This window comes from uncultured Rhodococcus sp. (assembly GCF_963525155.1).
Lineage (GTDB): Bacteria > Actinomycetota > Actinomycetes > Mycobacteriales > Mycobacteriaceae > Rhodococcus_F > Rhodococcus_F qingshengii.
This window is the reverse complement of sequence record NZ_CAURKP010000007.1, coordinates 44,557-67,417: the sequence shown is the minus strand read 5'-3', so window position 1 is coordinate 67,417 and position 22,861 is coordinate 44,557. Positions and strand designations below refer to the sequence as shown.

The window sequence follows — 22,861 nt, the reverse complement described above, 5'->3', positions numbered from 1 at the left end:
CGCCGGTGCCGCCGTTGCGCGTCAATGGACGACCGCGGAAACTTCGCGCTCGGCCGCCGCAAGGAGCATTCCTGCCACCTCCTCGGTGTGCGTCACCATCGCGTCGTGACTGGCAACCAGGGTCCACAACTCGAAGTTCGAGTCGCCGGAGTGACTGCGCTCGAGCGCCCGCACCGAGTCGATGTGTGCCACGCCATCTGCGTTCTGGCACAGTATGAACACGGCAGGCGTCTCCCACACGCGCTTCACCTCACCGAGCCGGTCGGTGTAGGTCTTGAACGGCTGCGCTGTGATTCTGGGATTGACCCACGCGAGGGCGGCGGGGTCGGTGATACCCCAGTAGGACGCATCGGACGCGGGCACAAGCCATCCGTCCCCTTCCCGTTCGACGGTCCCCCTGATGCGCTCCTCTCGGCCTGCCGGTTGTAGGTCGAGGACTGACTCTCCCGATCTGGGCATGACCGCGTCCAAGAAGACGACCGACCGCACCCGGACACCGATCACCTCCATCGCGCCCGACCCGACCATTCCGCCATAGCTGTGCATGACCAGCACTACGTCGGTGAGGTCTTCGAACTCGAACACCGCCACCAGATCTTTCACGTGCGTGTCGAGTCCGACTTCCCGAGAAGCAAGATGCGCTCGGTCACCGAGGCCGGTCAGGGTCGGGGCGTACACCCTGTGACCTTCGGCTCGAAGCCTGTCTGCGACACGCTGCCACGACCAGCCGCCGTGCCGTCCGCCGTGCACGAGGACGAAGGTCGGTTTCTTGCTCGAAGTACTCATTTCTTCTGTCTACCTTTCGATTCGTTGCGCCTGCATCTGAAACAGGAACAGACTGACTTTCTCGCCGACGCCTGTTCGTCGGCGAGAAAGTCAGTCGTGGGGAGGAATTTTTTTGTCAGCGCTCGGCTGATTCTTTCCACATGAGCGCGCGGCGCGAGATCATGAAGACGATTCGGTCGAGGGCGAAGCTGATGGCCGCGAGCACTACCACCGAGGCGAAGGTGCCTGCGGCGTTGAACTGTGCTGCGTTGGACGAAAGCATGTACCCCAATCCCTCACTACCGGTGAGGAATTCCGCGACCACCACGCCAACGAGCGCGTGTGGCACGGCGAGCTTGAGGCTTGCCACCACCCACACGAGGGCCGACGGGAGCCGTACGCGCATCACAAGGTCCCATTGAGACGCACCGGCGATACGGACCTGGTCGATGAATTCTTGCTTGACGTCTTTGATACCGAAATACACGTTGTAGAAAATCAGGAAGAAGACCACGATCGCCGACACACCGACCGCGAGCGACCTCCCGATTCCGAGCCACAGGATCAGCAACGGTACTAAAGCCACGACGGGAATGCCGTATGCCGCAGCGACGAACGGCTCGAGGACCATCGAGACGGTCTTCGACATCGCGAACAGGTAGCCGAGCACGAGGGCACTGATCCCACCGATAAGGAAACCCTGTGCGGCAGGCGCCATCGTCGCCATGATGTTCGTCCACAGGCTGCCGTCGAGGATCCAATCCCAGATCTCTTCGGCCACCGCGGTCGGCTCGGGCAGATAGAACGTGTCAACGAGGGTGCCGGCCGCCACCGACCACAGAATCAGGAACACCACCACGGCGCCGAGCCGAGAGGACGTCTGAATCCACGACTTTCGCTGACGCTTCTTCTTTCCCAGCATGCTCGCTTTCGCCACTGCCGCGACCGCATCGTCCCGGTCCGGGGTAACCACTTCTTCGATATTCGTACTCATGGCGTAATTCCTCGCGCTCTCTGCAACGACCGGTGCAGCGTTTGGCCGATTTCGCGGAAGCCTTCGTCGAAACGTAGGGTGTCGGGATCTCGCTCCGGTCCGAGATCGATGGGAATGTCGTCGATGATGTGGCCGGGCGAGCCGCCGATCACGACGACCCGCTCGGACAGCAGCGCAGCCTCTTCGAGGTCGTGTGTGACGAACAGGACTGCGACACCGGTGTCGCGGACAGCGGCCCGCAGGTCACGCTGGAGTTGTGCACGCATCTGGGCGTCGAGCGCGGCGAACGGCTCGTCCATCAGCAGCAGTTCGGGCTTGTAAATCATTGCGCGAGCGAGCAGTCCGCGCTTTTTCATTCCGCCGGAGAGCTGCGCTGGGTAGCGGTGACCTGCGTGGTCCAACCCGAAATTCAGCAGCAGTTCGTCGACTCGGTCCTTTATCTCGCTCTTGGCGACCTTGCGCATCTTCAGCGGAAGACCGATGTTCGCGGCGAGTGTCAGCCACGGAAGCATGGTGTCTTCCTGTGTCACGTACCCGACCTGACGGTTGACGCTCGTGATCTTCTTCCCACCGAAGAATATCTCGCCGCGGTTCGGTTTCAGCGTTCCCGCAGTCATGTTCAGCAGCGTCGACTTCCCACAGCCCGACGGGCCGAGGAGGGTGACGAACTCTCCTTTGTCGACGCGAAGGGAGGTGTCCGACAGGACATCCACATCGCCGGTAAAGCTGACGGCGACCTTCTCCACACGCAGCAGATCCGTGGTGTCGATCTCCCGGTCCGACACGGCGGGTGCGTTTCTAGTCTTGAGCAGCGCCATAAGTCACATCCTCGTAGTTGACATCGCCATATGCGGCTACTCCTTCGGGATCGTTCTCGACCCAGAAGTCGTAGGAAGAACGCGGGAACGTCGGCGCGTCGGGGTAACCCCCCGCGGACTCCTCCCATGCCAGATCCCAGACACCTTGATCCAGTGCGGGGAAATACTCGGCCTTGAGGACAGGACCGAGAGCATCCCGTTCAGTCTTAAGTGCATCGAGCGCATCGGCCATCACGTCGCGGAACTTGTCGACGGTCTCGGCGTTCTCGTTCACCCAATCGGTGCGTCCGACGATTGCGAGAACCGGAACGTCGGCCGTGGCTTCGATGTCACCGCGTGGACCCGAAATCCACACCACCGCACCGCTGTTGATGATGGCCTGTTCGACGATGCCGCTGGCCGTTGCGATCGCGTCGAACTGACCCTGAGCCAGCCCGGTCACCAGTGCGTTCGGATCCTGGATGCCAACCATCCTGACGTCCACGTCCGGGTTCATGCCGAACCTGCCCAACTCGTTCCTCAATAGGGTTTGGTAGGTCGAACCGGAGGGGTTGGTGCCGATGGTCAACCCACGAAGTGCCTCCATCCGTTCCGCAACGGGTGCATCAGGAGTGATACCCAGACGGGCGACGACGTCTGGACGGATCACCATGACCTGCTGATTGTTGGCGATCGAACCGAGGATCGTGAGCGGCGCCCCTTGGCGGATCGCCGCGAGAGCTGACGGTGGGCCCGCCAACGCCAGATCTGCATCTCGAGACAGCACCGCCTCGATGCTCAACGTGCTGGACACACCGGCCTGGTCGAGTTCGACGTCCAGGTCGTGAGCGGCGTCCAAGTCCTGCGCCGCCATCACGAGCGCAGTGGCATTCGTGAAAGTTGCGACGGACATCTTGATATCGACAGGCGTGACACCTTCGGCAGTGGTTCGTTTCTCGCTCCCGCATGCGCTGAGCGTCAAGATCAACGCCACTGCGGCAACGACGATACGCCTGGTTCGTGAGCCTGCCCCGGTAGCGCCGCGACTCGCCGTGGCGGTGTGTCTAGCCCTTCGCGGGTGCATAGGTCACATCCTCGTAGTTGGCATCTTCATACGCGGCAACACCTTTCGGATCGTTCTGGACCCAGAAGTCGTAGGAGGAGCGCGGGAAGGTGGGCTCGTCGGGGTACCCGCCTGCAGACTCCGCCCACGCCAGGTCCCAGACCCCTTGATCCGTCGAGGGGAAGTACTTTTCCTTGAGAATCGGGCCGAGGGTGTCACGGTCGGACTCGAGCGAGTCGAGCGACTCCCCCATGGCGTCGCGGAACTTGTCGACGACTTCGGCGTTCTCGTTGACCCAGTCGGTACGGCCGACCATGGCGAGAACCGGAACGTCGGCAGTCGCTTCGATGTCACCGCGCGGACCCGAAATCCACACCACCGCACCACTGTTGATGATGGCCTGCTCGACGACACCGCTGGACGTCGCAACCGCGTCGAACTGACCCTGAGCGAGACCCGTGACCAGAGCGTTGGAATCCTGGATGCCGATCAGCTTGACGTCGTTGTCGGGGTTCAATCCGTACCGACCCAACTCGTTTCGTAGGAGAGTTTGATAGGTGGAACCGGACGGATTGGTTCCGATCGTCAGGCCGCGGAGGGCTTCCATGCGCTCCTCGATCGGCGCGTCGGGAGTGATACCCAATCGATCGATTACGTCCTGTCGAATGACCAGCACCTGCAGGTTGTTCGCAGTCGAACCGAGGATGGTCAGCGGAGCACCTTCGCGCATCGCGGCAAGAATCGACGGCGGGCCAGCCAGAGCGAGGTCCGCGTCGCGGGAAAGCACTGCCTCGATGCTCAACGTGCTGGAGGCGCCGGCCATGTCGAACTGAACATCGAGGCCGTGAGCTGCGTCGATGTCCTGCGCGTCCATCGCGAGCGCACCGGCGATCGTAATAGTCGGGATAGACGTGTTCACGCGTAGCGACGTGACACCGTCGACCGTGGCCGGTTTGTCGTTACCCCCGCAGGCTGCCAGCGCCAGGATCGAGGTCACGGCAATAGCGGCCGCGCGGCGGCTCTGCTTGGTGGGTCTCATAAGTACTCTGCTTCTCCTCGACGAGCCAATTCGGGAAATCACATCAAATGTTCGTATTTACGACCATGTGGTTGTGATTACGGACATTGGAAAGCTAGCATGTGATTGTCGCCACGTCCAGAGTGAGCTTTGGGTCCGATTGGGCTGACCTTTAACTCGACTTGCCGCAGCCGACGCACACACTCGAACCAGGGAGAACGAGCGAATTGGCGCAGTTCAGCCCGTAAGATGTGTTCGCGCTCATCAGGTGAGAAACACGACCGCGTTGCCGATGTTTCCGGGCACCCCTACGCAGTCGGCCGGATGCTGACCCCACGGCGCTGAAATGGGTCGCAGGCGAAGTAACCCGCCAACTACGTCGCGGGGGTCAATGCCGAGATGTCGCGCAAAAGTCTCCGTGGCGACGAACCGTGAAGGTCAGCGTTTTCCGATTGCGGTCGGTGGCCGATCTCACGCCGAGCGCAATGGACACGCGCACCAAGAATAGGCAGTCAGGCAGAGAACTTTGCAGCCCTTCCGGGTGACATGTTTCCGGACTGACAAATCGCAGATGAGATGGCGAGAATGATCAGGACCACCACCGCTTGCTGCGACTTCACAGCAATATCCCTGTTGCAAACTCTCATAGAGGTCGCGTTTCCAAATATGTTGCAACACTGATGATCACAATGACAATTGCGAATACGACCACATCTTTTCGATTGATCCGAGGATCGAATTCGTCATCCTTTTCATCTAGGTCCGTGCGTGGGCCCATTTGCCGATCACCACCAGAGTCGCCGCATCCGCTGCGGCGATCAGTCGTTCCGTGTGACCGAACGTGACGACGTCCCACCAGTCGACTCCAGTTGCCGCGTCAACGCCCATCGCATAGACGAGTGGCGCAAAGGCCAGAATCGATATCACTCCGGCGATCAGCGTCCACCGGGCACAGCGCGCATGATTTCGATCCCGAAGCCATGGCCGCGCAAGCAATATCGCTGCGATTGGAAGGCTGAGAAATGCCAGAGCGCTGGCCGCCCAGTGGATGATGCCACTGATACTCACCGGCTGGGACCAGACTTGCTTGGGAAATGCTGCAATGCAGATCAGCCCGATGATCCACAGTGCCAGGGCGGCAGCAGCGCCCGATTTCCAGACGGTGAGTTGTCGGCCGACGAGGGCGATCAGAAATCCGGCTGATCCGGCCGCCAGAAGGACTACCGCAGCGGTGAAGATCCGGCGACCGCCACCGAGACCGTGTGCACTGATAGCTGGTTCGAGCCTGCTGCCGGTTGTCACGATCGCGTGGACATCGAGTGACAAGAACAGCACAATGGACACGATGACGATGCCGAATCCTCCCTCAACAATTCGCCTCGCTGGCCTCGATGTGGCCAGTTCTCGTTCTGCTGAATCTGTCACAGGTCGATCTGCCTTCGTGGGAACAGCAATGCTGTTGTGTCGGTGATCATTTGCCGAACATGCTCTGTGTCAGCGAGGCCAGCACTGTGACTGAATCAGGGAAGCGGCGCTTCGATACCGGTAGCAACCAACGCGCCGGCCGGCAGCCGATCTCCCTGAATCGGAATCGACGCGATTGCAGTGTTCAGTTCTCGGAGTTCGTCAGGACTGAACGAGACTTCTTCAGATCCAAGGTTTTCGATGAGATGCGGCGTCCTAGTCGTGCTCGGAATAGGCACAATCCACGGCTGTTGCGCCATCAACCACGCCAGCGAGATTTGCGCAGGGGTGGAACCCTTACGTACTGCCCAATCTTGAAGCAACTGGATCAACGGCATATTCGCGGCCATCGCGTCGGGGGCGTTGCGAGGCACAGCTCCACGGAAATCGTCGGCAGCAAATCGAGTGAAGGGACTGATCGTCGCCGTTGTGAATCCCGCTCCCAGCGGAGACCACGGCACGAAGCCGATTCCCAATTCTGCACACAGAGGCAGGATCTCGGCTTCAGGCCCGCGCCACAGCACGGAATATTCATTTTGGATCGCCGTCAGCGGTTGAACGGCGTGTGCCCGGCGAACAGTTTGCGGGCCCGCTTCCGAAAGCCCGAAGTGGAGCACCTTTCCCTCGTCGATGAGGTCCCGCACAGTACCGGCCACGTCTTCGATCGGAACCGCCGGATCGACTCGGTGCTGGTAGAGCAGGTCGATGCGATCAGTTCTCAGTCGCGCCAGCATCCCTTCGACAGCCCCGCGAATATTGTCCGGGCGGCTGTTCACACCACCAAGACGCTCACCCGTCGCGAGGTCGATGTTCCATCCGAACTTCGATGCCACTACTACTTGGTCACGAATGGGTTCGAGCGCTTCTCCCACGATTCGTTCCGATTCGAACGGACCATAGGCTTCGGCCGTATCGAAAAACGTCACGCCTTGATCAGCGGCGGTTCGGATCAACGTGACCATATCCTCGCGGCTGGTGACCGGGCCGTAGAGCGTGCCGACCATCGTCTGGCAACCCAGTCCGATACTCGAAACCTCCAAGGATCCGAGCCTCCGGCGATCGGTGAGCGTGGTCGCCGCGGCGACGGCTCCTGCTCCGCTAGCGGCGGGAGATGACGACTGGTTCGATGCCGTTTGGTCGCTCGCGCAGGCTGTTGCCATCCCGGCAACGATCGGCACTGTGGCCAGACCGGCAGCTCCCAGCAGGAATTTACGACGGCTGGCACCGGCGGGGGCGATTCTCACAGGAACCCCATTTCTGTTTGATGTCAAAGTCCTTGAAGGACTTAGGGATAAAAGGAATGGCCCTACTCCAGGTGGCAGCGCACCATCAGCTGCGCGGTTAAGTAAGGCCGATACTCGGCATCTCGACGCCGCTGAGCAACGTGATGGTGTTGCGAGTCATGATTCAAACGTAGGTATGGACCAGCATTCGTGGGAGTCACTGGCGTTATCCCCCGGCCGGCGCATCGAGCCAGGGTCGCTGGGAGACAATCCCAGTGACTCCCAGGAAATTAGTTCTCGGACTACCGTGGTGACCATGGACCTCTCGCACAGCACTCAGCAGTTTCTCACTGCGATGCGAGCCCGGCTCACCCCCGAAGAAGCGGGCGTGCCGATTTTCGGTGGCGAACGACGGGTTCCAGGCTTACGACGCGAAGAAGTTGCTCAGCTGGCCGGAGTGAGCACCGCGTATTACACCAGGATGGAACGTGGCAATCTTCGCGGCGTTTCGGACAGTGTGCTGCACTCGCTGGCGCGCACGCTGCAGTTGAACGATGTCGAGGCGCAACACCTGTTCGACCTCGCCAGAAACGCATCGAACGGCACCATTCCCACTCGCCGCAGGCCTCAATCCCGATTGACCCCACGGGTGACACAACTGATGGACATGATGCCCGACGTACCCACCGTCGCACTCGGCCGCGTCGGAGATATCCTCGGCTCCAATGCTCTTGGGCGAGCACTGTTTCCCCACTTGTTCCCGGAAGGAAGCGAAACTCTCAATCACACGCGCTACTTGTTCCTCGACGATCGGTCACGTGATTTCTACGTCGACTGGGGACGCAGCGCACGCCATTCGGTTTCGGTACTGAGGCTGCTTGCCGGCAAAGACCCTTCGGATCGCGCTGTCATCGCCCTCGTCGGGGAACTCGCCACCCACAGCGCCGAGTTCCGCACCTGGTGGGCCGGCCATACTGTGAATGTCCATGCGACGGGATACAAAACGATTCGCCACCCGATTGTCGGCGAACTCACCGTGGGATACGAAACTTTGACATTGGCTTCGGATCCCGACGTCAAGATCGGCACCTACGTCACCGACCCCGGCAGCGCCTCCGCCGACGCCCTCGACCTGCTGCGCAGCTGGATGGCCACCAGTGACGATTCCGGTGGCGTCAATCTGATCAAACGGCAGTAGGCCATCGCGCACTCCGTCACGGGGTGAACACCGAAGCGTGTAACAACCGTTCCTCCCTTCTGGCGTCGTTCGGGCTTAGCGTCTCGAACAGAGAACGATCCGTTTCTCGCTCACTTGGGAGGGGCCGAATGACACGGGAGAATAGTCGCGCGTTGCAGATAATCGCCGACATCATGACCGACGCAGGCCCGGTACACGGCTACCGGGAGACCCGGCGCAGGGGCACATCACGATCACCGCGGACGCCGCATACCAGGGCAACAGCGAGGGCGAGCCTCGCAGCGTGGACAAGCCCTTCTTCCGCACCGAAGACATCCACGGCATGACCGACTTTCATCGCCGGTTTCCCTGCATCGACACAAGCCGGCTCGGGGCACTGGGCATCTGCGGTGGCGGATGCGCGCTCAATGCGGTGAAGTCCGACAAGCGATTTCGCTCCGTCGCTACGGTCAGCATGTTCAATTCCAGTCGCGTTCGCCGCAATGGTTTGCAGGACTGCGCACTGGACACAATCCAGGACCGCCTGCGTCAGGCATCCGATGCCCGCGCGCAGGCAGCCGCCGGCAACGAAGTCCGATACGCCGGGGACGCCGACCTGACGGACGAGCAGATCGCGGCCCAGCCGTTCCCCCTGTACCGGGAAGGTTATGTGAACTACTGGCAGACTCACGCCTGCCCGGGGTCGACCTTCAAATACACGATGAGCAGCCTGCTCGACCTCATGGCCTTCGACGCCACCGATCAGCTCGAGCTGATCGACGTGCCACTGCTGATGATCGCAGGAAGCGAGGCCGACACCACGTACCTGAGCGAGGCCGACACCACGTACCTGAGCGAGGCCGACACCACGTACCTGAGCGAGGACGCCCTCCCGAAAGCGACTGGCACCGCCGACAAGGAACTGTTCCTCATCGAGGGCGCGCAGCACATCGAAACCTATTGGATCGACAAGCTCACCGGCTTCTACACGAGAACACTCTAGGTACTAAGCCGGTCCGGACAGTTAGAAACGTCTACGAATGGCGTCGAGGTCACTGAGCACGCGTGGGGACTCGACGGCCATTGGCAAGTTATCGCGATCAAGTGGCCCGTCGAGAGTTGTTTCCGAATCCGGTTGAAGTGCGGCAAAAAGCGGAGATAGGTCGCTCTGAGCCTCTCCCTGCTCAGCGACGAGTTCGAACGTCTTGTGGTCGGCCGTGTCCGCATTCAGGGCGGAGATGAGGACTTCTGCGATCTGCTGGCGGGAGATCACGCCGTCAGAGGGATCACTTGCCCACCGTCGGTCACCCTGCAGCATGACGACGTGATGTTCGTCTGGTTTGTTGTAGTCGAACCACCCCGGCCGCACGATCGTGTACGGCAAGCCACTTGCCCGTACCAGGCGTTCACCGCGGCGCTTCCAATCGTGGCCGGGCGTGGGTTTGGTGACGCCGATCGTCGTCATCAGGGCAATCCGGGCCGGATGCTTCAAAGCGTCGAGCACGTTACGGACAGCTCCGTAGTTGATCTGCTCAGCTTCACCGGCGCCGCCGTAGGTGCCATGTGTGAAGACGATCCCGTTGACTCCGTCGGAGACTTCCCCGAGTGTGTCAGGTCGAGTGAAATCGCCGACGACGATGCGGGTGCCTTCGGGAAACAGGGACGACTGGGCCGGGTCGCGAACGAGCGCCGTCGTGTCCAATCCGACGCGCATGGCTTCGGCCACGACAAGCTGGCCGATACTGCCTGATGCTCCGACAATGAGTACCGAGTCCACCGAAAATCGTTGATCCATATTTCGACGCTACGGCTGCGAGGGCCGAAGTGGGAGGAACCGTTGGTACACCGATACGCAGTCACCCCTTCCTACTCGGGCACGCGCGCCTGTTCACGAATCTTCGCGATGGCGTCGTTGAAACCATCGGCGCAACCGCTGGCGCCGGCCAGAACGCCGACCTCCGCCTCGTCGAGGCTCTTGCCGATCACCGCTTCCGGTACAGCGGCAGCGAACCGCTCCTGGTAGCCGCGAGAAGTGTCGTTGTTCTCCGGCATCGGTTCGACGGCGACATCGCTGATCGCGCCGTCACTGAGCGTGACCGTGATGGTCATGTACGACGGCGCGCCACCGTAAATACCCCTCTCGGTAAAAGTACCGTCTTCGTATTCGTTACTGCGCGAGTCCGTTTCGGCGATGCGAGAGCCCGTACCGTTCGACGGCGCGGTGGTGTCGGGATTGCTGCACCCGACAACAGGCAACAACACCGTCAGCGATGCGGCCGCGACAAAGGTCGCGCGAACAAAGTTGTGAGACTTCATAGTTCCCCTTTCTGATGACTGTGAGCTGAGTTTCGGTACACGCCGGCATGTCAGAGGAAGAGCTCTCCGGCGAAGTCGTTCGACCATTGCACACTGCCGTCGGCAAGCATGCGCACCCAGCTGAACTCGAAGGAGCGCAAGGACTCTGGGGCGCTGACGAACAAGGCGGTCGCCAGCCCGTCGGCGGTCGCAGCGTCAGCGGCCATCACCCAGGTTGCGATAACGTCGGCAACAGGTTGCCGAGTCCGTCCGTCGAGGACGTGGTGCAGCCCTTTCCCCCAGGCTCGACGGGTGGTGGCCGAGGCACACAGTGCTGCGTTCCGAAGGGGAACGGTGCCAATGACTCTCCCTGGCAAAGAAGGATGTGCCAGGCCGACGGTGAGCGGTTCCGGTCCGCAGTGTCGCAGATCGCCACTCCCGTCGACGAGGAATGCTCCGATACCGACATCCCGCAGCTTCTGAGCGATGAGATCGACCAAGTGTCCCTTGCCCGCCGCACCGACGTCGATCATCACCGGACGAACGGTGGTAATCGTGGACTCGGTCCGGTCGATATCCGAAAGCCAACACTCCCAGTGTTGGCGCCGAGCGATCGCGACCTCGTCAGGCGCCAGTGTGTAGTCGGCGTCATAACCGAGCAGTTCGAGATCGCGGCCGACGAGCGGATCCACCGCGCCGCCCGTCGCGGCAACCAGCCGGTCGTACAGTTCGAATAGCGCTACGTCACGCTCAGCGAACTCGTACTGTCCGCCGTTTTCGGCGTGCGCAATCCGGGTGATAAGCGAGTCCGCGCGGAATCGGGACCAGACGTGGTCGAAGTCTTCGGTGAGCGCGCCGATCCTTTGTCGCAGCCCATCCAGCACCGGGTTCTCGGTTGTGATCGCCCAGTCGGTGCCGATTGCTTTGAACCGAAACACCGATCGAGCGTCCGCCCTTTCCACTTCTGGCCCCGAGACCTGGGGGTCCATCCGTCTCGTCCGTTCAGGCCTCAGGGATGTCCCGGTGGAACGCCTCGAGGGTCACCGAAGCCGGGTCGGGACCGCCGCGCACGCCAGTGTCGAGCGCGTCGATTGCACCGAGTTGAGCGGTGCTGAGTTCGAAGTCGAACACATCGAAGTTCGACGCGATCCGCTCCGGGTTGACGGACTTGGGGATGGCCGACCGCCCCTCCTGCACATGCCAGCGCAACATGACCTGCGCGGGAGTTTTGCCATGAACGTCTGCAATCTCGCCGATCACCGGATCATTGAACGTCGACCTGCTGCTGTCGCCTCGGTAGCTGGTGATCCCTCCCATCGGTGACCAAGCTTGGGTAAGCACGCCGTGCTCCGCATTCGCCTTCTGCACCTCGGGCTGAGTGAAGTAGGGATGCACCTCGACTTGATTCACAGCAGGCACCACATCGGTCTGTTCGAGGAGCGCTGCGAGGTCGCCTGGCATGAAGTTACTGACACCGATCGCGCGAACCCTTCCATCCGCGAGCAGCGTCTCGAGCGCCTTGTATGCGCCGATCGTCCTCCCGAAATCGGTGGTGAGGGGCTGATGCAGCAAGAGCAGGTCGATTTGTTCGACACCAAGCTTGCCCGCGCTCTTGTCGAACGCATGCAGAGCCTCGTCATAGCCGTAGTCACTGATCCAGAGCTTCGTCTCGATGAACACTTCCGACCGATCCAACCCACTGCGACGGATTCCTTCACCGACCTCTCGTTCATTGAAGTAGGAAGCCGCGGTGTCGATCAATCGGTAACCGACGCGCAGCGCCTCGGCGACGGACGACGATGTGGTCTCCGGCGGGGTCTGGAAGACTCCGAAACCCAGAGCGGGCATTTCGATTCCGTTGTTAAAAGTGAGATTCATGCTCATTTCCTTACGTCTGTTTTCGGTGGTGTAGTGGCAGCGAGACTGCCGAGGAGCTTGAGACGGTCTTCGGAGGCGCTGCCAGGTTCAGCGGTGTAGGCGAACATGAACCAATCCGGGTTCGCCGGCAGGCCCATCGCTTCGTAGGACAATTCGAGATCGCCGACCGCAGGATGGTGGATACGTTTGATCCCCGCCCGATGGTGGCGCACATTGTGAGCTGCCCACCTGCGCCGGAAAGTCTCACTGCGCGTGACGAGTTCGCCGATCAGATCGGTCAACCGCCGATCGAGCGGATTCTGCCCGGCGTAGATGCGGAGCGTCGCGACGATGTCGTCGGCATTGCGCTCCCAGTCGGGGAAGAAGGTCTGCGCAGCAGGATCGAGGAATGTGAACCGGGCGGAGTTTCCATGGTTTGCCGGGTCATCGAAGAGGGGAGAGTACAGCGCCCGCCCGAGCGAGTTTGCAGCAACGAAGTCCATGCGCTGATCCCGCACCCACATCGGCGCGCCCGTCACCGAATCCAGAAAACGCTGCAAGGTGGGTTTGACGGTCTGCTCTCCGGGCCGGGTGCGTCGGCGCGGCGGTGGGGGCCCAGCGGCGCGAGCGAGATCAGCCAGGTGGTCGATCTCCGCGTCGTCGAGTTGGAGGGCTTTGGCAATACTGTCGAGAACTTCGGAGGAAACACCGGCCAGGTCGCCTCGCTCCATCCGGGCGTAGTACTCCACGCTTACACCTGCAAGAAAAGCGACTTCTTCTCGGCGCAGTCCGGACACCCGGCGACGACCGCCCCCGATAATCCCCGCCTGTTCCGGCTTGATCCGGTCCCTGCGAGTGCGCAGGAACTCGGATACTTGTGCACGATGATCCATAACATCGACGGTAGAGGCAGTGCTCTCATTGTGGGAGGAACTGCCAATACACGGATGAGTGTGAGCTTCCTTGCCGCTTCACAGTGCGATGAACGGGCCCGACATGGATTCTTCTTCCGGTGGTTTGACGATTCGACCGCCACGTCAGCCGAAGATCGACCTCAGATTCGCATTTATCAAGGTATTGAGCCGCTTTCGCATGCTGACAACCTCTGCCTCGGGCGGTATCGGATCGTCCAAGAAGAGCGTCCAACGCAGCATCGTGCTGTTTCCGACCGGCTCGATGTCGAATCGGATGACGGCGTCGGGTCGGTCCGGCCAGATCGACGACCAGATCACCAGCTCCGGTTCTTCAGCCCTGACGGTCTCCGGTGCGATCTCGCTCTCGAGAAGTTCCAGCCAGTGCCGGGCGGGCTGGCGGTACGGATCGATCAATGCCTCGAACATGAAGCGCGCAGGCGGCGGCTGGCTCCGGCGCCTCGTCGCGACTTGCTGCATGGCACGAGCGTAACCGCCTCTCAAGGGCATACCTCTGCCTTCGCAGTGCTGGATCCACGAAAACTGGGATAAACCGGGCATCGACGGAGGACACTCAGGAGCACATCCGTCTGGGAGGGCCGCTCATGCGTAAACGCCATCAGGTTCTGCTTGCAGTGTCCGCAGCGATCGGACTGTCGCTGACGCCGATCAATGCGTCGGCAACACCGAGCACTGGAGTACACGGTGAAATCCTCGGGCAGGTGACTTTCGACGGCAAGGATTACATCCTGCGCCAGATCACCATCGACCCCGGCGGTTCCACCGGTTGGCACTTCCACGACGGGACGCTCTACGCGCTGATCGCGCAGGGCACGTTGAGCCACTACCGATCCGATTGCTCCGTCGACGGGATCTACAGCGCCGGAAATACTTTGATCGAACCGAGCGGTTCAGATCATGTGCACATCGGAAATAACTCTCAGACAACACCATTGGTGCTCGAGGTCGTCTACGTCAATCCGGCGGGCAGCCCCCTATCCGAAGATGCTGCGCCGCCCAACTGCCAGCTACCCGGCTGACGACGCCGAAGCGGTAAACCTCACCGGCATCGATTCGAGACCGGACACGAAGTTGGCGGCACGCCGCTGCAACGGCGCGTCGGTGGCGAGTTCCATTCCCGGCAGCCTGGCGAAGAGTTGCTCGAACATGATCCGTCCCTCGAGCCTGGCCAGCTGATTACCCAGACAGAAATGCGTTCCGAAGCCGAAGGCCACGTGTGGATTCGGTGTGCGGCCGATATCGAACCGTTCGGCGTTCAGGAACACGGACTCGTCGAAATTTGCCGATTCGAAGAGCAGCAGCATCTTCTCACCCGCCTTCAGTTGCGCACCGAAGAAATCGGTATCACGGGTCATAGTTCGAGCCATGTTCTTGATCGGCGAGGACCACCGCAGCATCTCCTCCATTGCCAAGGGAATGGTATCGGGATCGTCGACTAGCTCCCGGCGCTGGTCCGGATGGCGCAGTAGCTGTTCCATGCCGCCGCTGAGCACGTGCCGTGTGGTCTCGTCACCGCCGATCAGGATCAGCAGGGATTCGTTGACGATTTCCTGATCGGAGAGGGCTTCGCCGTCGACCGCACTGTGAATCAACGTGCTCACCAAATCGTCGGCCGGGTCGCTCCTCCGCTCGGCGATGGTTCGCATCATGTACGCGGTGAAATCGACGTACGCAACCATCATGGCCTGCAGTTGATCCTGGGAAGCGTTGCTTCCCAATGCCTTCACCAGATCGTCCGACCACCGCAGAAACAACGCGCGTTCCTCCGGACGGACACCCAACATGTCGCCGATGACGGCCATGGGAAGCGGTGCTGCCAGGTCTGCGACGAAGTCGGCTTCTCCTTTCTCACAGACGGCGTCGATCAGTTGATCGCAGATCTCCCGGATACGGCCGGCCTTGGCTTCGACTTTCTTACGTGTGAAACCCGCGTTGACCAAGCGTCGACGTGTGAGGTGCTGCGGGTCGTCCATGTCGATCATCTGCGGCAATGGACCGGTTTCGGGGCGGATGCCACCGGCGTTGGAGAACAGTTCGGGATCCCGCTCGGCTGCGACGACGGCGTCGTAACTCGCGGCCGCGGTGATTCCGTTGGCGTCGTCTCGGTACACGGGCTCGTGATCACGCATCCAGGCGTATGCGTCGCGCACATTGCCGAGGTCTCCGCTGTAGAAGCGCCCGTCGATCAAATCGAAGGTCGGTCTGGTAGCCATCACTCCGCCTCTCGCACAACCCTTGCCTCAATAAGTAGAACCTGTTCCTATATAGCGTGGGGCGTTTTCACCGAAGCCGAATCGGAAATCCTCCAGAATCAGCACGCGAGCCCGCCGGAGCAACGACCAGGAGACACGCATGGACGACGACACCGCCTCAGCGGGCATACCCACTTTCGCCGGCACATCGATACTGGTGACCGGCGGCGGTAGTGGCATCGGCCTGGGCATCGCTCGTTCGCTGGTTGCGTCTGGCGCTCACGTCACGATCTGCGGACGCAACAAGGCGAAACTCGATGCTGCCGCCGAATCGATCCGGCAGGCGACTGCCGCAGGATCGGTCAGCGTCTCCCCCGCCGACGTCACGATCGAGACAGACGTCGTCGCCGCTGTCGCCGCGGCGGTCTCCGTCACCGGAAAGCTCGACGGAGTCGTGGCCTGCGCCGGCGGGAACGAAACCATCGCACCGGTCACGCAACTCGACGTCGACGCCTGGCGCCGCACCGTCGACCTCAACGTCACGGGGACCATGCTGACGATCAAGCACGGCGCGCGGGCACTGGTGGCAGGAGGCGGTGGATCCATCGTCGCGATCTCGTCGATCGCCAGCAGCAACACACATCGCTGGTTCGGCGCGTACGGAGTCTCGAAATCCGGCGTCGACCACCTGGTGCAGTTGGCAGCAGACGAACTGGGCGCCAGCAACATTCGTGTCAACGCGATCCGCCCGGGGCTGACCCGAACGGATCTGGTCGCGCTCATCACCGACGGTGGCCCCATCCTGGACGACTACCTGGCCAACACGCCGCTCGAACGCGTCGGCGAGGTCGAGGACGTCGCCGGACTCGCTTCCTTCCTCCTCGGACCGCACTCCACCTGGATCACCGGGCAGATCATCAACGTCGACGGAGGCCAAATGCTGCGCCGCGGACCGGATTTCCGCTCGATGCTCGAACCCGTCTACGGCTCCGACGGACTCCGCGGGGTGGTGGCGCCATGAGCTACACGATTCTGGGCAAGAGGGTCGAGATGCCCGTCGAAGTTCGCATCGCGTCGGCCTTCATGGCGTTGTACTCGGTACCGAGCACAACCGCGCAGTCGATCATCGACTACACCGGCTTGACCGTGCTCCAGTACCGCCCCGGCCGGGCGCTGTGCGGCCTGGTTTTTGTCGACTACATCGACGGGGATCTGGGGCCGTACAACGAATTCGGAGTGACGTACATGGTGCGCAGCCACACTGCGCCTCCCGAAACCTCGGTGCTGGGAGATCTACGTTCGCTCGCTGCCGGAACAGCAGGGGCACTCATTCACGAGTTGCCGGTGGACGGAGAGTTCACCAAGGCCGCCGGCCGGGAAATCTGGGGATTCCCGAAGGTGCTCGCCGAGTTCGACACCGAGCACGTCGGCTCGGTCAAGCGCGGATCCGTCTCTCGCGACGGCAAACTCATCACACAGTTGAGTGTGAAATCCGGCGTCAGCGTGCCTGGCGGCGGAGCCAACATGTCGTTGGCCGCGTACTCACATCTCGACGGCGCCACCAGGTGCACGTCGTGGGACATGGCACCGACCGGCGTCAAATCTCGCCCTGGTGGAGCCGAGGTTCAACTGGGCAGTCACCCGATGGCGGCGGAGCTTCGGAAACTGGGACTCCCCCGCCGGGCCCTGATGACCACGACCATCAAGAACCTGGCGATGACGTTCGGGGAGGCCACAACAATCTGAGTGTCGGCCGACGGCACCCCTTTCGGTCACGTGTGACTCGGGCTACACTCCTGGACGGTTGACCAACTCGCGTCAGACCGCCCGAAAGGACACTCGTGCAGATCACCCGACGCACCGTACTGGCAGGCGCTGCCGCCGCACCTGCGCTCGCCGCTCTGTCGACGAACCAGGCCGTCGCAGCTTCGCCGGCACGCACCGTTTCACCCGCACGCACCGACAAGTCGTCGGCGTCACTGCAGGTGGGCGTCGGAACATCCGACGTGACCGGACCGGTCGCCGAAGTCGGCATGATGGGCTACTCGAGCTTCGATCAACGCGCCGAAGGCCTGCACCAGCGAATGCGCGCACGCGCCTTCATCTTCGAGTCCGGCGGGTCGCGGGTCGCCTACGTGTGCGTCGACAACTGCATGATCTTCCAGTCCGTTCACGACGAGGTCCTGCGCCGACTGGCCGGGAGTTTCGGTGACATCTACACCGAACGCAACGTCATGTTGACGGCCATCCATTCACACGCGGCATGTGGCGGGGCCTCGCACAACTACGCGTACAACCTCGCAGTTCTCGGCTTCGAACTGCAGGTGTTCGAAGCCGAGGTCAACGGCATGGTCGAGGCGATCAGCGCTGCGCACGAGAACCTGGCGCCAGGCACGGTCCGTTTCGGGCGGTCCGATCTCACCGATGCCAGCGTCAACCGATCGCGAGTGGCGTTCGACCTCAATCCCGAAGAGGACAAGGCCTACTACCCCGGTGGCAACGACCACCACATGCGTGTCATGCGGATCAGTCGGGGCAGCAAGGACATCGGAGCGATCAACTGGTTCGCCACCCACTGCGCCTCGCTCACGAACGAGAACCATCTCATCTCCGGGGACAACAAGGGCGCCGCGGCGTACTTCTGGGAGCACGACGACCGGGGTGTGCGTTACCTCGACGGCGACACCAGCTTCATTGCTGCTTTTCCGCAGACCAACAGCGGCGACATGTCACCGAACCTCTTCCTCGAGCCCGGACGCGGACCGACCGAAGACGAATTCGAGAACGCACGCATCATCGGGCTGCGCCAGGTAGCGGCGGCTCGAACTGCCTTCGACGCGGCGTCCGACACCGTCACCGGTGGTGTCGACAGTCGGATCATGTACCTGGACATGGCAAATCAGGTGGTGAGTGGAAGATTCACCCCCGACGGGCGCGAGCATCGCACCGCGCCGGCTGCGATCGGCGCGGCAATGAGCGCCGGAAGCGTCGAGGACGGACCGGCAATCCCGATCTTCCCCGAGGGCACCCGAAACCCCATGATCGACGCCCTGGGCGGTATGGATGCTCCTGTGCCTCAATGGCTTCAGGATGCACAGGCGCCCAAACTCGTAGTCGTTCCGGTCGGCCTGCTGCCACCGGGCGGATGGGTGCCGAACGTACTCAAGATCCAAATCCTGCGGATCGGTCAGTTCTACATCGTCGGTGGCCCTGCGGAATTCACCATCGTCTCCGGATTACGAGTGCGTCGAACCGTCGCCGAGGAGCTTGGGGTTCCCCTCGAGAACGTCATCTTCCAGGGGTACGCGAACTCGTACTCGAGCTACTGCACCACACCACAGGAATACGATTCGCAGCAGTACGAGGGCGGTTCGACGATGTTCGGCCGTTACACACTACCGGCCTATCAGCAGGGGTATGCCTCCCTTGCAGCCGCGATGCGCGACGGCACCGAACCTCCTCGCGGCCCCGCTCCGGCCGACCTGTCTGGGTTCCAACCCAGCTTCGGACCTGGCGTCGACTTCGACGAGCCCTTGCCGGGACCACATGTCGGCGATGCAACCGTCCAGCCCGGCGACAGCTCACCGGGTGCGCAGGTTGCCGTCGAGTTCGTCACCGGCCACCCCAAGAACGACACTCACCGAAACGGGACCTTCTACGAGATCCAGCGAAATACCGGCGGATCCTGGACACGGGTCGCCGACGACAACGACTGGTCCACCAAACTGCACTGGCGCCGGGTCGGGAGCAACGGTTCCGTCGCGCGCATCACGTGGGATGTTCCGGCCGATACTCCGGCGGGTACGTATCGAGTCCAACACTTCGGTGCGTCGAAGGCTCGGGGTAGCGGCGCGATCACGCCTTTCTCCGGGGTGACCGCCGAATTCCGCCACCCCTGCCCCGCGTGACCGTAAGGCTCCCCTTGTTCAACAAGGGGAGCGATACGTTCACGCGATGGGGTCAGAGCGCAATGGCCAGGTTCAGGCGGCGGTCGGGTGCAGCGAGGTGGTCGGCGTCGACGGCTCTGACGCTGCCGGGCGGTCGATCTTCGCCGCGACGAGCAAGACCAGCAGACCGGCGACAGTGACTGCCGCTCCCATCCAGATCGGGGAGGTGAAGCCGAGTCCCGCGGCGATGGTGATTCCGCCCAGCCATGCCCCGAGTGCGTTGCCGACGTTGAAGGCGGCGATGTTGGCACCCGACGCCATGGTCGGTGCGGCCGACGCGTAGTTCATGATCCGCATCTGCAGACCGGGAACCGTCGCAAAACCGAAGGCGCCCATGAAGAACAGCGAGATCACAGTCATGGCCTTGCTCTCCGCGGTGGCGGCGAACACGATCAGAACGACGGTCAGGATCGCGAGAATCCAGACCAGCGCCTTCGTGAGCGAACGGTCGGCCGCCTTGGCGCCGAGGAAGTTGCCGACGAACAGGCCCGAGCCGAAGAGGATGAGCAGCCACGGAACGCTGGACGTCGCGAAGCCGGTCACCTCGGTGAGGGTGAAGGCGATGTAGGTGAACGCTCCGAACATTCCGCCGTAGCCGAGGATGGTGATGACGATCGAGAGCCATACCTGCTTGTTGCGGAACGCCCCCAACTCTCCGCGCAATCCGCCGCCGGTCGTGCTGGCGGGTGTCGTCGGGACGAGTGCTGCAATTCCGATGAGCGCGATGACGCCGATGACGGTGATGGCCCAGAACGTCGAGCGCCATCCGAGTTGCTGGCCCAGCAGCGTGCCGAACGGAACGCCGAGAACGTTGGCGATGGTCAGGCCCGCGAACATCATCGCGATGGCGCCGGCGCGCTTGTTGGGCGCCACCATGTCGGCGGCAACCACCGAGCCGATTCCGAAGAACGCACCGTGGCACAGTGCCGCGACGATGCGTCCGCCCATCATGACCTCGTAGGAGGGCGCGAGCGCAGACATCAGGTTGCCGATGACGAACAGCACCATGAGCGAGAGAAGGACCTTCTTGCGCTCGAAGCGGGTGACGGCAGCGGTCAGGAGGATCGCGCCGATCGCCACCGACAGTGCGTAGCCCGAGATCAGGTAGCCCGCGACGGACTCGGTGACCTCGAAATCAGCCGAGACCTCGGGCAGGAGGCCCATGATGACAAATTCGGTGAGGCCGATCCCGAACCCGCCCATAGCGAGGGCAATGAGACCCAATGGCATCTCGATGTTCCTTTCACAGATTTACGCGTAAGCCGTTAGCGGGCGTGTGCATTAGTTGCAGGCGCGCTATAAATAGTTGCACGCGCGCGCTACATGCGCAAGCTGGTAACCTGGAGTCGCAGGAAACGGACAAGGAGAATCACATGGGGATCGCCGACGACGCCGTCGAAATCCGTTCGCAAGGGTGGCGCACGCTCGCAGCACTGCACGGCGCCCTCGACACCGAACTGGAACGCGCGCTCCAGCGTGAGCACAAACTGTCCGTCGTCGAATACACCGTCCTCGACGCGTTGAGCCGCCAGGACGGCTGGCACATGCGGATGGCTCAGTTGGCTCGCGCTGCCGCACTGAGCAGCAGCGCCACGACGCGCTTGGTCAATCGACTCGAAGATCGAGGACTATTGACGCGCATCCTGTGCGCCGACGACCGTCGAGGCATCTACACCGAACTGACGCCGGCCGGCCGCGAGCTTCTCGAAAGCGCACGGCCGACGCACGACGCCACCCTCGAAGCCGCACTCGACGAGGCATGCAAGACACCCGAACTCGCGCCACTGGTGCGCGCCCTCCACGAGCTTCCCGTCGGCTAGAAAGCTGCCGGAAGCAGCGCACGCTCTTTGATGCCCGAGACCACCTGAGCGACAAACACACCCGCGTCGACGACCGCCCGCCCACCACGCGCGGGGACCAGAACGTCGACGGTGCCGCCGTGCACCTCGTTGTCCCCGATCACCGCGATGTACGGGTCACGGTGAGTGCGTGCCTCGCGGATGCGACGTCCCAACGATCCGTCAGGCGCGATCGCCACTCGAACATCGCGAGCCTCGAGATCGGCCCGCAAACGCTCGGCCTCAACCTGGTGCCGGTCGCCGACGGGCAGAATCGAGACTTGGTTGGGTGCCAGCCACGGCGGCATCCGCCCTTCGAACCTTTCGATCAAAAGCGCAGTCATGCGTTCCATCGACCCGAGCAAGCCCCGATGGATCATGACGGGGCGAACCTTGGATCCGTCCTCAGCGGTGTACTCGAGGTCGAACCGCTCCGGTTGATTGAAGTCGAGTTGCACGGTCGAGAGTGTTTCCTCGCGGCCGTGCGCGTCTCGCACCTGGACGTCGATCTTGGGACCGTAGAACGCTGCCTCCCCCTTCGCTTCCACGTACTCGATCGAGCGTGCATTCAGCGCCCCGCGAAGGTGATCCTCGGCGTCCGCCCACTGCTCGTCGGTGCCGAGGTACTGCCCCTCTCCCCCTCTGATCGAGAGGCGGTACTTCCGTTCGGCAATCCCCAGAGTCGAGTAGCAGCGCTCGATCGCGTCGAGCGCGACGATCACTTCCGCTTGCACTTGTTCACGACTACAGAAGACATGTGCGTCGTCGAGATTGATCTGTCGGACTCGACTCAATCCGCTGAGAACTCCGGAGAGTTCGCTACGGAACATCGAGCCGAGTTCACGAACGCGGAAAGGTAGCTCGCGATAACTACGACCGCGAGCGGCGAATACCTGAGCGTGATGGGGACAGTTAGCCGGACGAAGGAGAAATGACTCTCCGCCTATCTTCATTTCGGGGAACATGTCGTCCGAGAACTTGGACCAATGCCCAGATCTCTCGTACAACTCTTTCTTCGCCATAACGGGGGTATAGACACCCCGGCATCCGGATCGCGCTGCTTGTTCGGCGGCGAACTTTTCGAGTTCGTTCCTGATGACGGCGCCGTCCGGTAACCAGAGTGGGAGGCCGGCTCCGACTATGGGGGTGGTGGCGAAAAACTCCAGGTCGCGCCCGAGTTCGCGGTGGTCAATGCTCATGAGAGCTCTCCGAATCGTTCAAGGGGAGACGCACACGGAGCGACGAAACAGGAAAGCCCCGGGGCGATAACTCCCGGGGCTGAAAGGGTTCGGTCAGCAG

At 62.1% G+C, this 22,861-nt stretch carries 23 protein-coding genes; 7 read left to right on the top strand and 16 right to left on the bottom strand.

Going from position 1 to position 22,861, the window contains the following annotated elements:
• Nucleotides 1–21: 21 nt before the first annotated feature.
• The 7 genes from RWT78_RS03235 to RWT78_RS03205 form a co-directional block, all read right to left on the bottom strand.
• On the bottom strand, nt 22–786 hold the full coding sequence (locus RWT78_RS03235) for an alpha/beta hydrolase (RefSeq protein ID WP_314673870.1): 765 nt from the start codon (nt 784–786) through the stop codon (nt 22–24).
• 115 nt (nt 787–901) lie between these two features.
• Entirely contained in the window at nt 902–1,759 is an 858-nt protein-coding gene (locus RWT78_RS03230; RefSeq protein ID WP_314673869.1) for an ABC transporter permease, read from the bottom strand.
• The gene (locus RWT78_RS03225) at nt 1,756–2,577 is read right to left on the bottom strand and encodes an ABC transporter ATP-binding protein (protein WP_020906220.1); all 822 of its coding nucleotides are present in this window, start codon (nt 2,575–2,577) and stop codon (nt 1,756–1,758) included. The genes RWT78_RS03230 and RWT78_RS03225 overlap by 4 nt, the downstream gene beginning before the upstream one ends.
• Nucleotides 2,558–3,640: an ABC transporter substrate-binding protein gene (locus RWT78_RS03220; RefSeq protein WP_314673866.1), complete on the bottom strand. Its 1,083-nt coding sequence runs from the start codon at nt 3,638–3,640 to the stop codon at nt 2,558–2,560. Before RWT78_RS03220 ends, RWT78_RS03225 begins: the two co-directional genes overlap by 20 nt.
• Nucleotides 3,621–4,658, bottom strand: coding sequence for an ABC transporter substrate-binding protein (locus RWT78_RS03215; RefSeq protein WP_314673864.1), 1,038 nt, complete (start codon nt 4,656–4,658; stop codon nt 3,621–3,623). The genes RWT78_RS03220 and RWT78_RS03215 overlap by 20 nt, the downstream gene beginning before the upstream one ends.
• Nucleotides 4,659–5,393: 735 nt before the next feature.
• Complete coding sequence (locus RWT78_RS03210) at nt 5,394–5,981, bottom strand: DUF998 domain-containing protein (protein WP_314673862.1); 588 nt, start codon at nt 5,979–5,981, stop codon at nt 5,394–5,396.
• Between the two features lie 176 nt (nt 5,982–6,157).
• Nucleotides 6,158–7,345: an aldo/keto reductase gene (locus RWT78_RS03205; RefSeq protein WP_314673860.1), complete on the bottom strand. Its 1,188-nt coding sequence runs from the start codon at nt 7,343–7,345 to the stop codon at nt 6,158–6,160.
• A 295-nt stretch (nt 7,346–7,640) separates the two neighbouring features.
• Here RWT78_RS03205 and RWT78_RS03200 point away from each other — a divergent pair, with 295 nt between their 5' ends.
• Entirely contained in the window at nt 7,641–8,522 is an 882-nt protein-coding gene (locus RWT78_RS03200; RefSeq protein ID WP_314673859.1) for a helix-turn-helix transcriptional regulator, read from the top strand.
• A 283-nt stretch (nt 8,523–8,805) separates the two neighbouring features.
• Nucleotides 8,806–9,504, top strand: a complete 699-nt coding sequence (locus tag RWT78_RS03195; protein WP_314673857.1) for a hypothetical protein — start codon at nt 8,806–8,808, stop codon at nt 9,502–9,504.
• Nucleotides 9,505–9,525: 21 nt separating this feature from the next.
• Here RWT78_RS03195 and RWT78_RS03190 read toward each other — a convergent pair whose 3' ends face one another.
• From RWT78_RS03190 to RWT78_RS03165, 6 genes are all read right to left on the bottom strand, one after another.
• Nucleotides 9,526–10,296, bottom strand: a complete 771-nt coding sequence (locus tag RWT78_RS03190; RefSeq protein ID WP_314673855.1) for an SDR family oxidoreductase — start codon at nt 10,294–10,296, stop codon at nt 9,526–9,528.
• A gap of 71 nt (nt 10,297–10,367) precedes the next feature.
• Nucleotides 10,368–10,817 carry a hypothetical protein gene (locus RWT78_RS03185; protein ID WP_314673853.1) on the bottom strand — a complete coding sequence of 150 codons (450 nt, stop codon included), beginning with the start codon at nt 10,815–10,817 and terminating at the stop codon, nt 10,368–10,370.
• 50 nt (nt 10,818–10,867) lie between these two features.
• Entirely contained in the window at nt 10,868–11,734 is an 867-nt protein-coding gene (locus RWT78_RS03180; RefSeq protein ID WP_314673851.1) for an FAD:protein FMN transferase, read from the bottom strand.
• A 64-nt stretch (nt 11,735–11,798) separates the two neighbouring features.
• Entirely contained in the window at nt 11,799–12,680 is an 882-nt protein-coding gene (locus RWT78_RS03175; RefSeq protein ID WP_314673849.1) for an aldo/keto reductase, read from the bottom strand.
• Nucleotides 12,677–13,546 (bottom strand): helix-turn-helix transcriptional regulator, encoded by an 870-nt coding sequence (locus tag RWT78_RS03170; protein WP_314673847.1) that lies wholly within the window; start codon nt 13,544–13,546, stop codon nt 12,677–12,679. The genes RWT78_RS03175 and RWT78_RS03170 overlap by 4 nt, the downstream gene beginning before the upstream one ends.
• A gap of 144 nt (nt 13,547–13,690) precedes the next feature.
• On the bottom strand, nt 13,691–14,044 hold the full coding sequence (locus RWT78_RS03165) for a hypothetical protein (RefSeq protein ID WP_314673845.1): 354 nt from the start codon (nt 14,042–14,044) through the stop codon (nt 13,691–13,693).
• A 125-nt stretch (nt 14,045–14,169) separates the two neighbouring features.
• On the opposite strand from RWT78_RS03165, the gene RWT78_RS03160 reads away from it, so the two are divergent.
• A complete protein-coding gene (locus tag RWT78_RS03160; protein WP_003945598.1) occupies nt 14,170–14,604 on the top strand; it encodes a cupin in 435 nt (144 codons plus the stop codon).
• On the opposite strand, the gene RWT78_RS03155 is transcribed toward RWT78_RS03160, so the two are convergent.
• A complete protein-coding gene (locus RWT78_RS03155) occupies nt 14,593–15,798 on the bottom strand; it encodes a cytochrome P450 (RefSeq protein WP_162113966.1) in 1,206 nt (401 codons plus the stop codon). The two genes, RWT78_RS03160 and RWT78_RS03155, sit on opposite strands and share 12 nt — an antisense overlap.
• A gap of 139 nt (nt 15,799–15,937) precedes the next feature.
• On the opposite strand from RWT78_RS03155, the gene RWT78_RS03150 reads away from it, so the two are divergent.
• The 3 genes from RWT78_RS03150 (at nt 15,938) to RWT78_RS03140 (ending at nt 19,685) form a co-directional block, all read left to right on the top strand.
• The gene (locus RWT78_RS03150; RefSeq protein WP_003945714.1) at nt 15,938–16,798 is read left to right on the top strand and encodes an SDR family oxidoreductase; all 861 of its coding nucleotides are present in this window, start codon (nt 15,938–15,940) and stop codon (nt 16,796–16,798) included.
• On the top strand, nt 16,795–17,523 hold the full coding sequence (locus RWT78_RS03145) for an acetoacetate decarboxylase family protein (protein WP_314673841.1): 729 nt from the start codon (nt 16,795–16,797) through the stop codon (nt 17,521–17,523). Before RWT78_RS03150 ends, RWT78_RS03145 begins: the two co-directional genes overlap by 4 nt.
• A gap of 95 nt (nt 17,524–17,618) precedes the next feature.
• Nucleotides 17,619–19,685, top strand: coding sequence for a neutral/alkaline ceramidase (locus RWT78_RS03140; protein ID WP_314673839.1), 2,067 nt, complete (start codon nt 17,619–17,621; stop codon nt 19,683–19,685).
• Nucleotides 19,686–19,757: 72 nt separating this feature from the next.
• Here RWT78_RS03140 and RWT78_RS03135 read toward each other — a convergent pair whose 3' ends face one another.
• The gene (locus tag RWT78_RS03135; protein ID WP_003945903.1) at nt 19,758–20,954 is read right to left on the bottom strand and encodes an MFS transporter; all 1,197 of its coding nucleotides are present in this window, start codon (nt 20,952–20,954) and stop codon (nt 19,758–19,760) included.
• Nucleotides 20,955–21,097: 143 nt separating this feature from the next.
• On the opposite strand from RWT78_RS03135, the gene RWT78_RS03130 reads away from it, so the two are divergent.
• Nucleotides 21,098–21,544, top strand: coding sequence for a MarR family winged helix-turn-helix transcriptional regulator (locus RWT78_RS03130; RefSeq protein WP_003945852.1), 447 nt, complete (start codon nt 21,098–21,100; stop codon nt 21,542–21,544).
• On the opposite strand, the gene thrS is transcribed toward RWT78_RS03130, so the two are convergent.
• Complete coding sequence (gene thrS, locus RWT78_RS03125) at nt 21,541–22,761, bottom strand: threonine--tRNA ligase (protein ID WP_003945523.1); 1,221 nt, start codon at nt 22,759–22,761, stop codon at nt 21,541–21,543. The two genes, RWT78_RS03130 and thrS, sit on opposite strands and share 4 nt — an antisense overlap.
• Nucleotides 22,762–22,861: the final 100 nt, after the last annotated feature.